The following is a 13,621-nucleotide window of genomic DNA, read 5'->3' on the forward strand; positions in this document are numbered from 1 at the left end:
TTTAATGTTCTTTTTTAATTATTTATCATCAAGCTTAAAAGCTGGTGAGTCAGGTGTCTGAACTGCAACTGCACCTGCCTTTGGTCCAACCTGTCCAACCTGGAAATCATATACGCTATAGATTGTAGCCTGCTTAGCCCAAGCATCATTTAAAGTAGGAACTACTCTCCATGACTGCTCCTTAAGGTGTGTAGCATAGTACATATAATAAGCAATGATATCATCACCAAACTGTGGCTGAAGATCTGTATTTCTAGATGCATATACATCTACGTTGAAAGCTGCGCTAGGCTGTCTCTCTTCCCAGATACCACAGTTAATAAAGTGAGCAAACAAAATGTCGTCAATTGCTGGTGTATAGTAGTCATAGCCATAGAAATAAACTACATCCATGTATACTGTGCCATAGTACTTAGCATCAAATACAGTCTTGATTGTAGCAATCTCCTCTGCAGTAAGCTGTCTCTTGTAAGCATCTCCTCTGTTAGCAGCTGATACACTAACAGTGAATACTGAAAATGCCATAAACATTGCAAGTGCAAGGGAAACTATTTTTGTAAATTTAAACTTTTTCATATTTCCACCTCTCATTATTTAATCTTACTAATACCTCTATTTTTGCTTCTGAGTATTATTCTCTATTATGAGTCTAGTCCATAAAAACGATTAAATCAAGTAATATTTCTGAAAAATACGTGAATTACACAATTCCTGCCCCTAATATTGCCTGCATTCTGATAGTTCCGACTACCTTACCATCTTCCATAACAGGAAGACATGCTATATTCTTCTCCTTCATAATAGAAAGAGCTTCATATGCAAGCTTACCACTTTCGATTGTCTTAGGATTAGCTGTCATAGCCTCTTTTGCAGACATCTCATATACATTGGCCTCATTTTTAAGCATTCTTCGAAGGTCACCTTCTGTAATAACACCCTTCAAATCTCCATTATTATCAACCAATGATACAAGGCCAAGTCCCTTATCACTAAGCTCAATAATAGCTTCTTTAAGAGATACATCCACTGAAATAACTGCATTGTTATCTCCAGAATCCATAAGGTCGTTAACTCTGTAAATAAGCTTTTTACCTAATGCCCCTGCTGGATGGAACTTGCCAAAGTCAGCATCCTTAAATCCATATACACCGCTTGCAACTACTGCAAGGGCATCACCATAGCAAAGCGCCACTGTAGTGCTAGATGTAGGTGCAAGCCCCAAGTAACAAGCCTCCTCAAAATCAGGAAGAATCTGCAAAATATCTGATGCTTCAGCAAGTGTAGAATTGGCATTGCCTGTAATACCGATAAGTTTTGCTCCGATAAGCTTGATAGTAGGAAGAATCTTTACAATCTCATCGCTTTCTCCACTAAATGAAATGGCAATTACCACATCATCCTTGGCAACCATTCCAAGATCTCCATGCATAGCCTCTGCAGGATGTAAAAAGAATGATGGTGTACCAAGACTTGAGAATGTAGCAGCAAGCTTCTCACCGATGTGACCTGGCTTACCCATTCCTGTAATTATTACCTTACCTGTGCAACTGATTACAGCCTTAAGGATTTCCTCAAACTCACCATCAAGAGCATCCCTAGTCTTTTCAAGGGCTGCTATTTCTATATCAAATACTCTTTTCGCTTCTTTGATAACATCAATTCGTTCCATCTACTTATATCTTTCCTTTGTATAAAATGAAATATCTCTAAAGAATCAATCTACTTATTCTTTTTGTATTCCTGATATAGATTCTCGATATATTCCTCATTGTAATATTCAGATTCGCTACGCTCAACTCTAGAGAGGATTACATCAATATCTCTCATTGTAAGATCCCCCTTGTTCATAAGGAACTCAGGGTATGTACGATGCAAATCATAATATGCGCTCATGGCATATGGAAGCTTAAATCCCCAACCATACTTCTCGTGAAGTGGCTGAATATATTCGCTGATAGCATCATAGATTGCTGGAATATTATATCCCTGATCAAACTTATAATTCATATATTCTGCAATCTGCTCAATCTTGAGATTTCCTGGATCTCTACCCATTCCAATAAGAGAACCATCAATAACGTATTTACGATCTGGATATCTCTTCTCAATAGCACGCTGAGCCATTGCAAAAGCAAGACCAAGATTCTCATGAAGATGAATACCCATCTGAATATCCTTATCAAGGTGCTCATTAACTAGGATGAATCTCTTCTCAAAATCCTCTAATCTCATATTGCCAAATGTATCAACCATAGAGAAAACTGTAGGGTGAACCTCGTTTACTCTCTTGATTACATTGATATATTCTTCGTCTGTATATACTGTACAGTTAACAGGATTCATAGAAACCTGATAGCCCTTCTTTAAAAGCTCTGTAGCTGTCTCACAAGCCCAATCCAAAAGATGTCTCTTAAAGATAACTCTTACATACTTAATAGTGCCATCACAATCTTCAATATGTCCAAGTAAATCTGGCTTTTCAACCATTACTGCAATTGTTGACTGTCCCAAATCCTTTGGAAGAATTCTCTTAACATCCTCCATTGAATAGAATCTAGTATAGTCTGTTGAAAGTGGCTTATCCCACATAAAGCCTACCTCAATAATATCTACCTTCGCCTCAACTAATTTTTCGATTGTACCTGTGATTGTCTTTTCCCCATAATTACCACCAGTAATGTGGCCACCATCACGAAGTGTACAATCTAATAAACGGTATTGGTTATTCATTTTAATTACCTTTCTTTAACTGATTCATATATATAGCATTTGCAATCTCGAAGTCTTCAGCGTAATCGATATCAACTGCCTCGATTTCCTCTACTTCACACATGTAAGGATTCTCTGAAGTACGAGAATGATTTCTGAGGAATGACTCTCTACTAAATACAAATGTAGAAGTAGTCTCAATATAAAATGGCTCCATATCCTGAGTTCTAGGAGGATTGTATAAATCAAAGTTAAGTGGCTTTCCATTCTTCCAGAAGAAAGTCTGCATCTTCTTAGCTGTGAAAGCTGACTCATACTCACCACTCTTGACGTGGTCTACGCAGTCCTTAATATGCTCAACTGTAACAAGCGGTGTAGTAACATGCTCAAGCAAATAAACATCAGCCTCGATTGTCTTTACAAACTCCTCATATATAAGACGTCCCTTTGTTGTCTTCTCATCTAAGAATTTTGGGCGCTGAAGGAACTGAACCCCCTCAGGAAGGTAAGGAATAATAGCCTCATCTGAACAATACACGTAAATCTCATCTAAAGTCTTGTCTTCTTTAAGCTGAACAAGCTTCTTAAGAACTACGTTAATAAGTGGAGTGCCATCTCCAAATTCCTTAATATTTTTGCCTGGAAGTCTCTCATTATTTAACTTAATTGGAACAAAAGCTACTGTCTTCATATTTATATTTCCTCTCTCGGCAGTTACGCTCACAAGCCTTAGTGTATTTCTCGCTAGTTACATTCACGAGCCCCAGTGTATATCTCGCTAGTTACATTCACGAGCCCCAGTGTATATCTCGCTAGTTACATTCACAAGCCTTAGTATTTCTCCGCTCATCTAACACGATTCGCTTGAGAAATCTAAGAGCTTGTGAACTACTAGCTATTTATACTCTATGAATAAATACTAGCTTGTGAACTACTGCCTATTTTTAGTATTTGAATAAATAGTATTCTGACTTTACGATTTTGGCGAAGCCAAAATACCATCTATAAAATTGCAAATATTTGTCATGGCATTCGGTTCGAACATGCCGTCTGGCTCTACAACACCTGCTGCATCATTTCGAATCAAATCTACCACCTGCTTAGCATTGTCTACAAGGGGAACATTTTTTTCTTTTATAAAATACTCCATATTGACAGCTGTGTCACCAAAATTTAAAAGAATTGTCTTACATCCAAATCCAATTCCTTCCCAAACCGAAGCCGTACGGGCGCTGACAACAATAGAGCTCTCCGCCAAATATCTAAATATATGCTCACCATTATTGGCAATTACTTCTAGCTTATCAGTAGCAGTCCACGGATACCGCTTTTTATATGTTGCAAATTCAAATGGATGAAGCTTGTAAATCACCCTATATTTATCACCGATTTCATCTGCCACTTGAGCTGCAACCTTACTAATGTCTTCGCCCTCGTGAAGTGTAGAGATAAAGCATATTGTCTTATCCTGTCTAGGATATAGCTTTTTGTAATGCTCACGCTGTCTTTCAAAAAACGGAAATCCTACAGTAATCATCTTAACTGACTCTGGAAGATGAACAATCGGAAGCTGTGTCTTGCTATATATCAACTCATAATCTGGTAATTCTGGCAAACTATCCTCTGGATTGTATTGCATTGGTGTATGGGTTGGGAAAGCAAATCCATGGCTGTACTCAGCTGTTGTGATACCTCTCTCATGCCCCAACAAACTCATTGCATAACTTTCCATTGTATAATAGCAAATCTCAATAATGAGTTTTGGCTTTGCTTTGTCCAATATCTTACCGCAATATTTCTTAGTAATATCTACATAGTAAATTCTATCTACTATTTCCGGAATGAGTTTTTCCTTTAAATCTGGGCCAAATTCTTCCTTAGCCTTATCAAGTATAGGACCAATAATATCTGTGACTAGCTGTGTTCTACGCTGTCTTTTTTTCGTGTTGAACTTTCTAGAAAGCTTTACAGCAATATTGGTCTGAAATGCCACCCTGTCAGTAAAATAGACATTGTCCATTCCGTTTGGCTGGCAATGTCCATGATTTTCTGGATGTTCTAGAATGACACTCTTATATTTTTTTGCAATATCATCACAATATATATCTTCAAAATATCCAGTATCTACATTTTTGGTACGTCTACCATTTCCAACAAAAAGTATATCCACATTGTGATATCTAAATGGCCTAAGCGCATTTAAAGCCATGGAAAAAAGTTCCTTTTTTGTGTAGGATTCCTCTCCACCTGGCCCCTCTGTCTTATAGACCGCCTTCTTAATGGCATTATGAATCTCATAACGATAAAGCGCCCAGGCATGTAGACCTTCAATTTCTATTTTGTTACACTGGTACTTTCTCTCAAAGGCGAGAAAATTCTCAATTGTAGGTTCCATCATCTTTTAGGATTCCTTCTTTTCATCCTCATCATAAGTTCTCTCAGAAATGATATATCGAGGTCTCTGCTTTGTCTCCATGTATGTCTTACCAACGTACTCACCAATTACACCAAGTGAAATAAGCTGGATACCACCTAGGAAACAGATTGCAACCATCATACTTGACCAACCTGTCTCAGTATTTCCAAGGAAATGCTGAACAATCGAATATACTAAAAGCACTAGGCTTATAAATGCCACAAAAATACCAAATCCAGTAATCATACGAATAGGCTTAACACTAAGAGATGTAATACCATCAAATGCAAGGGAAAGCATTTTTGAAAGAGGATAATGACTCTCTCCTGCAATACGCTCATTTCTCGCATAGTATACGCTTGTGCTCTTAAATCCTACAAGAGGAAACATACCTCTAAGGAATAGGTTAACCTCCTTGAAGTTAGCAAACTCATCAAGCACTCTGCTAGATACAAGTCTGTAATCTGCATGATTAAATACAACCTCTGCTCCCATTTTGTTTAAAAGCTTGTAGAAGCTCTCTGCTGTAAATCTCTTGAAGAATGTGTCAGTCTGACGGCTGTTACGAACGCCATATACTATCTCACAGCCATCCAAATATGCATCAACCATCTCGTTCATGGCATTGATATCATCCTGACCATCACAGTCGATTGAAATAGTGATATCACAAAGCTCCTTAGCCTCCATAAGACCTGCAAGTACTGCATTCTGATGACCACGGTTGCGGCTCTGAGTGATACCGATATAATGCTCATCCTGCTTTGAAAGATCCTTGATAATCTCCCAAGTCTTATCCTTGGAGCCATCATTTACAAACATAACACGGCTCTTGTCATCAATCTTATCAAGGCCCACAAGCTCCTTAATCTTAGCCAAAAACTCTGGAGCAGTAATAGGAAGAACCTCTTCCTCGTTATAACATGGAATAACTATATAAAGTACTGGTTTCATCAATTCTCCAATCTCCAATCCACTGGTTACGGCTTAGTTAAAAACTTTCTCGATAAAAGCATGAATAGAATAACTCCTGCGAATCTCTTCATTCTCCTGATATGGCTTTCCTAGCCATTCCTCGCCAGGGAGAATAAAGGCACTGTAATCTCCTGTCTTTTCAGCCTCATCAGCCTTTGCTGATAAATCAGACATGATTACATAATCATTATCATTGTAGAAATCATATTCATTTATATATGCATTATTGGTTACAAGCTTAAGCTTGGCGCCTACAGTCTCAAGTGTACGCATTGTAAGTCCCTGCTGATGCTCCTGTGTTAAATCAAGGATTGCTCTAGTCTCCTTGCACTGCTGACGCATCTCCTCATGGGTATATGGCTTGAAAGTGATAATGTCCATATCCAAATTCTTAACAAGCTTTGGATCCTTGATTTTCTTTCCCCAGTATACCACCGGACTAAGGTACAATTTGAACAATAATTTTTTGTCTGGATTAGCTTTCTTGAATGCTTTTAAATATCTATATCTGTATGGGAAGAAGGCCGATACACTTACATAATCATACAAGTACTCATCTGGCTTCTGCCAATCTGCTGCATCAAACTCATCTGTATAGAAAAGCGGAAGCAGCTCGTATCCCATATCTGTATTTCTAACATCTACTGAGTCAAAATCATATCTCTTATCAAACAAAAGACCTAGTTTGCCCTTGTGTCGCACATACTCAACAGGGTCCCAAGTGTAATAAATCGTTTTCGCACCATTTTTAAGGGCTCTTTCCTTGATAGTAATAATGGTCTCTTCTGAAAGAACATTACCTCTGATTACAAGGAAATAGTCATAACCCTCTGTAGGCTTTTCTGCAATTATTTGATTGGTCAACTGCCTGTTAAACTTTCCAAAGACATCCTTTTTATGGAAAATACTCTCCATATTTTTTAGGATTAAAAACTTTGTCTTTTTAGGTTCTTCATCATAGAATTTTACGTGAGCTCCACGTGATTCCAACTCATCCTTAAGATTGGTCTGGAATGAGTAAAACTCCGGCATGATAATTAACACATTTTTATCTTTTAAATCCATCATTACCTCATCAGATAGCTAATTTATAGTCTTGCGATAGCTTCCTCTGCTTCTTTTCTGATTATCTCTGGGTTAAATACCTTGCGGAAACGATAATACTCAACTGGTCGTCCGCCATATTCTCTAAAGCTGTGGTTAATCTGCTTAACAACACTGCCCTCGAAATCAAATTTAAGGCCTTTTTCATGAGCCTTTTCAATAGACTTATGAACCAATGCATCATAGGTCTGAAGACGTGCATGTTCTGGAATTGGACCACCTGCATCTAAATAGAGACTCTCTTCATCCCACACTAAAAAGCTAAGAGAAAGTACTTCATCATTTTCTCCAAGTGCTGCAAATACTTCGCCGGCATTATTAGTGTAAGCTGCTTCGTATATACGTAGCCATTGCTCTCTTGTGAATGGCACAGGTAAATCCTGTCTAGCAAATATTTTCTCATGCTCTGTATAGAAAGTATCTGCATCTATTGTTCCGAAATGGTGTACATTTTTCTCACCCTTACGAATCATATTTTTATACTTACTGCTAATTCCCGCATCTACTTTTTCCATATCAGATGTATCCTCGATAACATATGTATAACGAGGTATCACACTATATCTGTGCCAGAAAAATGGCAAGAAATTGGTATATCTATACTGGAATTGCTGCTCATAAATATCAAGCCCCATGCTTTCGATAAACTCAATAGCAGCATCACATATCTCTTCCTCATAGCTAGCTCTCTTAGCTAGAGACTGTGGGTCTTTTGGATAACTAACAATAAGGCCATTGGTCTGAGTAAGAGGTGGCTTAGTGATACGCTTTATTCCATTTTTCTCCTCAAGATAATAAGGCATGGCAGCCCAAATACGTCCGCCCTTTTCATATATCCAAACATCCCAGTTATCTGGTCCTACGATAGCATCAAGCCACCATGGTTTTGAATATATGCACACATAATTATCTTCGCAAAATTTGTTAAACAACTCTTTGTTAGTCATAAACTAAATTACCTCATCAACTAGTTCTTATCAAAAACTAGGTATATATTCTTCTGGCAATAACTTCATAATCGAACTGAAGCTTTGCAAATGCAAATGATTTCGCCTTAGTCTGTTCCAAAATCATCGGATTATCTGTAATCTGCTTAAACACATTAACCATATCCTCAGTTCCATCAACGAAGAAATAATTCTCCCCATTGCAATCGCTGTATGTCTCATCCTTATAAGTCTCATGTGGATAGGTCATATTAGCACAACCACAGCACATAGCTGTCTCAAATGTAGAAGACTGACCACCTGGCTGGCAATAGAGATCTACACCTGCCAAGAACTGCTCAATTTCCTTATTGACCTTCCACCCCATAAAATGAACACGGCTATCAGCCTCAAGGAGTGGTCTAAGTATCTCTTCCATCTCAGAAGGAATCGAACCAAATACAAAAAGAGCAAGTCTAGGGTCTTTCACCTGAGCAAATGCTTTTAAAAGTTCCGCTGTACGCTTACCAGCAGAAAGCTTACCTGAATGAGCAAGTATGATAGCATCCTTTGGCAATGCGTATCTATTTATAATATCCTGTCTTGCCTCGTTTTGCTGCTCAGGAGTATAAATAATTCCTCCTATAGCCATAAATTCCATCTTGTCATTAGGAATATTGTATATATCCTTGAGCCAATCACGCATCTGCACGCCTAAGTATAATACCTTATCAACCTGAGGAAGTGCCTTGTGAACAAAATGTCCATGGATAAATTTATAAAATGTCTTGCTGGCAAATGTCATTGCTGAGTTGGTGTAGTCCTCATGGCTATCCATGTAGAATAGGCACTCTGGATGCTCCTTGCAATACTTTGCAATATCCATCATCTCATAGCCACAGACACCGTGATATAAAATAGTATCAGGCTGTATCTCATCCAAATACTTTTTAAGTCTACGACATTTTTGGATTTTCTCTGTCCATAAATCACTAAATAAAACTCTATCGTATTTAAGACGAATGATGCGAGCACCATTTTCCATTATACGGTCTTCCTCTGGACCTTCTACAAGCTCACTGCCCTCATAATGATATACATCAGTGATAATGGTAGTGTCATGACCATCTTTTCTATTCATATCAATCAGGACATTTTCCTGATATAGCATACCCTCTGTAAAATGAGAAGGTAAAGCAATATGTAATATTTTCATAAATTCTCCTTGCATTTGTTACCTTAACAATCCTTAGTAACACTTCACTAGACTAACACGTCTTGTTCAGTGTTTTAAGAGATTGTTAGTTACAAATGTTATATATGTTTAGGTAATTATTATACATTACCTTATTGTCATAAGCGCTGACTGCAAATTCTCTAATCTGCTCTGATGATAGTCCCTTTGCCAACTGAGTCTCCACAGCTTTCTTAAGCAACTCTAAAGTAGCGGCATATTTTACATCTTCATCACCTGCTATATCCGCCTTTACGAATGTACCGTAAGGCTCTGGCGCAGTCTCTTTTGTTCCACACTCATCAAGTCCCACAACCGCTGTTCCACAGCAAAGAGCCTCAATACATGTGGTTGGGAAATTTTCAGCCTTTGAACAGATTATAAAAATATCTGCCTCTGAGTACCAGCGAGCAAGCTCGTCCTGATTTTTGGTGCGAGCAATAAGCTGCACATTGTCAGAATGTCTCTTAGTCTCGTCTGCTCCTACTAAAACAAACTGAGTATCAGGCATTGTCTCCGCCAAGTCAAGAACTGTTTGGCCGCCCTTTCTCACATCCATAATGTTTGGAGCTACTGCAAGGACTAGCCTATCATCTGGATTTATACCGTATTCACTCCTAAGCTCTTCATCCGAAGGTCTTGGATAAAAGATACCGTCAGTATCTATTCCATTGTGAATGACCTGAATATTATATTTATAAAGATAAGTCTCTTTTGTCTTGTCGGCAAGCCACCTAGATGGAGTAACTATAGCCTTAAGATTGAGACCCTCCATACTCTTTTTCTTCTCAAATAAAAGCTTAGCAGTCCTGTCGATTCCAAATGAGCTAACATACTCATGTATATAAGGGCATTTCCCACATCCACTTTTGTACTGCTGGCACTCATAGGCAAATCCACATTTGCCTGTGTACATATACTCACAGTGAAAAGTCCATACTACCGGAATCTGCTGCTCTTTTAAAAATTCTAAAAGCTGACCGTGATTTACAAAATAAGCATGTAGCTCATGTATATGAATCAAGTCTGGATTGAACTCTTTTATGTATTCAATAAGTCTGGTTGTAGATTTTGGAGAATAGCATCCATTTTTTCCTGTAATTCTAGCAAGCAACGCATGCTTTTTTGTCTCTAAATCTATGCCAAATTTGTAAATGCCTGATTCATCTATAACATCCCCACGGCCGTATGCAATCCTAGCCTCATGACCATCTGCATTAAGGCGGGAATACAAATCGTAGACTATTTTACCAGTGGAGCTATATTTGCAATTAACATCTATCAATAATATTTTCATAACACCTCATCAGTCATTAATACTGACAGTTTCTATTTATGATTTGAAAATTATTCTGTATATATACCAGCTTCTGTAAGTTCTTCCTCAGTTGGTGCTGTGATAAGCACAGCCTTTAATCTACCGTAGAATACAAACATGCTGCCACCAGCTGCTGCATGGGCATGACCATTTTGGAGGGCATCCTTCAAATCAGAAATGCCACCAGCTCCACCACATGCTGTAACAGGAATGCTAACTGCCTCTACCACCTCATTGATAAGCTCTATATCGTAGCCAGACATCATACCATCTCTGTCTATGCTGTTAAGGAAAATCTCACCTACGCCAAGCTCCTCAGCATGTTTTGCAAGCTCTACTGGAGTCATGTCGATAACCTTTGTTCCATCGCAAATAACGCATTTGTACTGCCCCTTCACAAGCTTTGCATCGATTGATGCTACAACAGACTGAGAACCAGCAAGTGCTACTGCATCCTTAACAAGCTGCTCATCCTCTACAAGGCTTGTATTTAAAACTACCTTCTCATAGCCGATAGCAAGAAGCTTTCTCACTTGATCAAGGGTCTTGATTCCACCACCATAGGAAAGTGGCATAAATGCCTCAGATGCCATATCAGTAAGGAGCTCAAAATCAGGCTCCACTCCTCTCTTGCTTGCTGAAATATCAAGCACCGCCATCTCATCAATACCCTTACGGTTGAAAATCTTAAGAGCATTAACTGGATCTCCTAGGTATGTTGGCTTTTTGAAATTTATTGTCTTAATTAAGTCCCTGTCATCAATTAGAAGAACTGGGATAATTCTTGGTCTATTAAACATAGCAACCTCTTAATATTTTTAACATTTCTTAACGAAATTCTCTAATAATCTCATTCCAAAATCATGGCTCTTTTCTGGATGAAACTGCACACCGTATACATTGCCTGAATTAACAGCGCATGCAAATTCATATCCATAATCGCAAGTCATCATCACATCCTCTGGATTAGCACATACCGCATGATACGTATGTACGAAGTAATATCTCTGACGACCCTCGATACCATCAAGAAGTGGAACATCTTTTTTGAACTCTACAATATCCCAGCCCATATGAGGTACCTTAAGGTTCATCTCCGCTGGAATATTAAATCTCTTACATTCAAAATCAATCAGTCCAAGGCCAGGAAGCTGTCCCTCCTCAGAACCATTTCCAAGGAGCTGCATACCAAGGCAGATGCCAAGGATTGGCTTGCCATTTCTCGCCTCTTCCTTGATAAGGTCCACAAGGCCTGTCTCGTTCAGCTTGCCCATACCTGCATCAAATGCACCTACACCTGGCAAGATGATTTTGTCTGCTGATTTTATTTTCTCTGGGTCTGCAGTAATTACGCTCTTTTCGCCGATTACTTTTAACATGTTGGCAATTGAGCCTAGATTACCTAGACCGTAGTTTATAATTGCTATCATCAATCTAAACCCGTCGCCTGTTACTACAGGCTAATCTTTCTATTTATTTTCTACTGTTCAAGGTCAAACCGCATTCGCATTTTTGCTTCGCAAAAATACTCATGTCGGTTTGGTCCTGCAATGCAGGACTTAATCCTGAGCATAAATACTGCTCATTCTTGCAAGCAAGATTCGCCGTATTTACACTCAGTCTCAACCTTGACCAGTCCTTTAGAATCGCATATTCCTCTTTTCTATACCTAAAAGTTTACAAATCTTCAAGCCCAATTTGATTATCCACATAGAGTTTTTGTAGTCCTCTGGGGTGTGGGCTGGAGAATTGATGATTTCGTCGAACTCCTCTGTTGTGATCCCAAGCTTCTTGGCGATATATTCTTTGTCCTGCTCCATCTGGTCTGTGTCGTATGGATTAGTCTTGAGCTTCTCAAGAGCCTCCTCGCGAGTCATTGTGCCAGCAAGAATCTGAGTTGAGAATACATTTTTTCTAGTATCAAATCCAAATTTGTATGGGAGATAATATCCCTCGAAGAATCTGGTAAATACATTCTCGTAATGCTTATTCTCGTATTTCATCCAGCCATATTTCTCGTGAAGGAAATCCTCTGCCTTAGCCTTATCATAGACAACATAGTCAAGTGGATAGAACCTCTTCATTCCATACACATATTTGTAAAGCAATCTATATTTTAAAATTCCACACTGAGGGTAAGTCTTAAATGGACGCTTACCAAACTTCTTGTGGATGTCGTTATTCATTATTTTATCGTTCATATAAATCCACTCAACAGGTGGACGTACAAACTCTGTACTGTTATTAGAGCCTGTGAGAACCCATTTGATTTTATGCTTAACTGCATAATTGTAAAGAGAAGCAAAAATCGCCTGATCCTGTGGCGCATCGCAGCTACTGATACCTGACTTAAACATAGCAAGCTGGAAATCACTCATTTCCTTCCAGTTGATAACATCAGTGTACATATCAAGGTCGAGACCCTTAACTATCTTTTCGATATTCTCAACAGCTACGTTAAGATTCCAACCAGTATCTACAACGTAAATAAGAGGACGAAGGTGCATGACCTCCTTGGCAATATATGCAAGATATGAGCTATCTGCTCCACCTGACATACCAAGGATACAATCGTAATCCTTGCCCTCTCCATCCTTACGAATCTGAGCTGCTACTTTTTCAAGCTCCTCACGATTCTCCTTGTTAGGATTCCAATATGGCTTTATATTCTTTTCAAAGTTGCGACAGTGGTCGCAGACACCATTCTCATCAAATTCAATCATTGAATCCGTAGTGTCCATAACACACTGCGTACAGCGTTGAAATTCTCTCTTAATCTTAGGAACATATATTGGCATGTAATACCTCTAATCCGTCTGTTACGCTCTCAAGCCTGAGATATTACTCCGCTCGACTAACACGTCTCGCTACGCAACACTCAGAGCTTGATAGCTACAGACTCATATAAATAATTTACTCTTTCTATTAGCTGCGCATCT

The 13,621-nt window shown here is 38.7% G+C and carries 13 protein-coding genes; all 13 read right to left on the bottom strand.

The annotated features are described in order from the left end of the window. Nucleotides 1–18: 18 nt before the first annotated feature. The 13 genes from BLP50_RS09980 to BLP50_RS10040 all read right to left on the bottom strand — a co-directional run bounded on the left by BLP50_RS09980 (nt 19) and on the right by BLP50_RS10040 (nt 13,480). Nucleotides 19–576, bottom strand: a complete 558-nt coding sequence (locus BLP50_RS09980; protein WP_090154259.1) for a hypothetical protein — start codon at nt 574–576, stop codon at nt 19–21. A 124-nt stretch (nt 577–700) separates the two neighbouring features. Then, nucleotides 701–1,669 (bottom strand): KpsF/GutQ family sugar-phosphate isomerase, encoded by a 969-nt coding sequence (locus BLP50_RS09985; protein WP_090154261.1) that lies wholly within the window; start codon nt 1,667–1,669, stop codon nt 701–703. A gap of 50 nt (nt 1,670–1,719) precedes the next feature. Further along, nucleotides 1,720–2,730 (bottom strand): beta/alpha barrel domain-containing protein, encoded by a 1,011-nt coding sequence (locus BLP50_RS09990; RefSeq protein WP_090154264.1) that lies wholly within the window; start codon nt 2,728–2,730, stop codon nt 1,720–1,722. Nucleotide 2,731: 1 nt separating this feature from the next. Continuing rightward, a complete protein-coding gene (locus tag BLP50_RS09995; RefSeq protein ID WP_090154266.1) occupies nt 2,732–3,400 on the bottom strand; it encodes an acylneuraminate cytidylyltransferase family protein in 669 nt (222 codons plus the stop codon). Between the two features lie 282 nt (nt 3,401–3,682). Next, complete coding sequence (locus tag BLP50_RS10000) at nt 3,683–5,107, bottom strand: hypothetical protein (protein WP_090154268.1); 1,425 nt, start codon at nt 5,105–5,107, stop codon at nt 3,683–3,685. Nucleotides 5,108–5,110: 3 nt separating this feature from the next. After that, a complete protein-coding gene (locus tag BLP50_RS10005; RefSeq protein ID WP_090154270.1) occupies nt 5,111–6,079 on the bottom strand; it encodes a glycosyltransferase family 2 protein in 969 nt (322 codons plus the stop codon). Nucleotides 6,080–6,112: 33 nt separating this feature from the next. Then, nucleotides 6,113–7,168 carry a WaaS/CpsH family glycosyltransferase gene (locus BLP50_RS10010; RefSeq protein WP_176753753.1) on the bottom strand — a complete coding sequence of 352 codons (1,056 nt, stop codon included), beginning with the start codon at nt 7,166–7,168 and terminating at the stop codon, nt 6,113–6,115. Nucleotides 7,169–7,188: 20 nt separating this feature from the next. Then, the gene (locus BLP50_RS10015; RefSeq protein WP_090154274.1) at nt 7,189–8,151 is read right to left on the bottom strand and encodes a GNAT family N-acetyltransferase; all 963 of its coding nucleotides are present in this window, start codon (nt 8,149–8,151) and stop codon (nt 7,189–7,191) included. Between the two features lie 37 nt (nt 8,152–8,188). Next, entirely contained in the window at nt 8,189–9,346 is a 1,158-nt protein-coding gene (locus BLP50_RS10020; RefSeq protein ID WP_090154276.1) for a glycosyltransferase family 4 protein, read from the bottom strand. Between the two features lie 85 nt (nt 9,347–9,431). Then, nucleotides 9,432–10,661: a glycosyltransferase gene (locus tag BLP50_RS10025; protein ID WP_090154278.1), complete on the bottom strand. Its 1,230-nt coding sequence runs from the start codon at nt 10,659–10,661 to the stop codon at nt 9,432–9,434. A 50-nt stretch (nt 10,662–10,711) separates the two neighbouring features. Continuing rightward, on the bottom strand, nt 10,712–11,482 hold the full coding sequence (locus BLP50_RS10030) for an AglZ/HisF2 family acetamidino modification protein (RefSeq protein WP_090154280.1): 771 nt from the start codon (nt 11,480–11,482) through the stop codon (nt 10,712–10,714). An 18-nt stretch (nt 11,483–11,500) separates the two neighbouring features. After that, a complete protein-coding gene (gene hisH, locus BLP50_RS10035; RefSeq protein WP_090154282.1) occupies nt 11,501–12,112 on the bottom strand; it encodes an imidazole glycerol phosphate synthase subunit HisH in 612 nt (203 codons plus the stop codon). 210 nt (nt 12,113–12,322) lie between these two features. After that, the gene (locus tag BLP50_RS10040; protein WP_090154284.1) at nt 12,323–13,480 is read right to left on the bottom strand and encodes an N-acetyl sugar amidotransferase; all 1,158 of its coding nucleotides are present in this window, start codon (nt 13,478–13,480) and stop codon (nt 12,323–12,325) included. Nucleotides 13,481–13,621 lie beyond the last annotated feature (141 nt).

The sequence above is a fragment of the Pseudobutyrivibrio sp. AR14 genome, assembly GCF_900101325.1.
Lineage (GTDB): Bacteria > Bacillota > Clostridia > Lachnospirales > Lachnospiraceae > Pseudobutyrivibrio.

Coding starts and splice junctions, on each gene's coding strand:
- hisH (WP_090154282.1), bottom strand. CDS start 12,112: ATGATAGCAATTATAAACTACGGTCTAGGTAATCTAGGCTCAATTGCC.
- BLP50_RS09985 (WP_090154261.1), bottom strand. CDS start 1,669: ATGGAACGAATTGATGTTATCAAAGAAGCGAAAAGAGTATTTGATATA.
- BLP50_RS09995 (WP_090154266.1), bottom strand. CDS start 3,400: ATGAAGACAGTAGCTTTTGTTCCAATTAAGTTAAATAATGAGAGACTT.
- BLP50_RS10015 (WP_090154274.1), bottom strand. CDS start 8,151: ATGACTAACAAAGAGTTGTTTAACAAATTTTGCGAAGATAATTATGTG.
- BLP50_RS09980 (WP_090154259.1), bottom strand. CDS start 576: ATGAAAAAGTTTAAATTTACAAAAATAGTTTCCCTTGCACTTGCAATG.
- BLP50_RS10020 (WP_090154276.1), bottom strand. CDS start 9,346: ATGAAAATATTACATATTGCTTTACCTTCTCATTTTACAGAGGGTATG.
- BLP50_RS10010 (WP_176753753.1), bottom strand. CDS start 7,168: ATGATGGATTTAAAAGATAAAAATGTGTTAATTATCATGCCGGAGTTT.
- BLP50_RS10005 (WP_090154270.1), bottom strand. CDS start 6,079: ATGAAACCAGTACTTTATATAGTTATTCCATGTTATAACGAGGAAGAG.
- BLP50_RS10040 (WP_090154284.1), bottom strand. CDS start 13,480: ATGCCAATATATGTTCCTAAGATTAAGAGAGAATTTCAACGCTGTACG.
- BLP50_RS10025 (WP_090154278.1), bottom strand. CDS start 10,661: ATGAAAATATTATTGATAGATGTTAATTGCAAATATAGCTCCACTGGT.
- BLP50_RS10030 (WP_090154280.1), bottom strand. CDS start 11,482: ATGTTTAATAGACCAAGAATTATCCCAGTTCTTCTAATTGATGACAGG.
- BLP50_RS09990 (WP_090154264.1), bottom strand. CDS start 2,730: ATGAATAACCAATACCGTTTATTAGATTGTACACTTCGTGATGGTGGC.
- BLP50_RS10000 (WP_090154268.1), bottom strand. CDS start 5,107: ATGATGGAACCTACAATTGAGAATTTTCTCGCCTTTGAGAGAAAGTAC.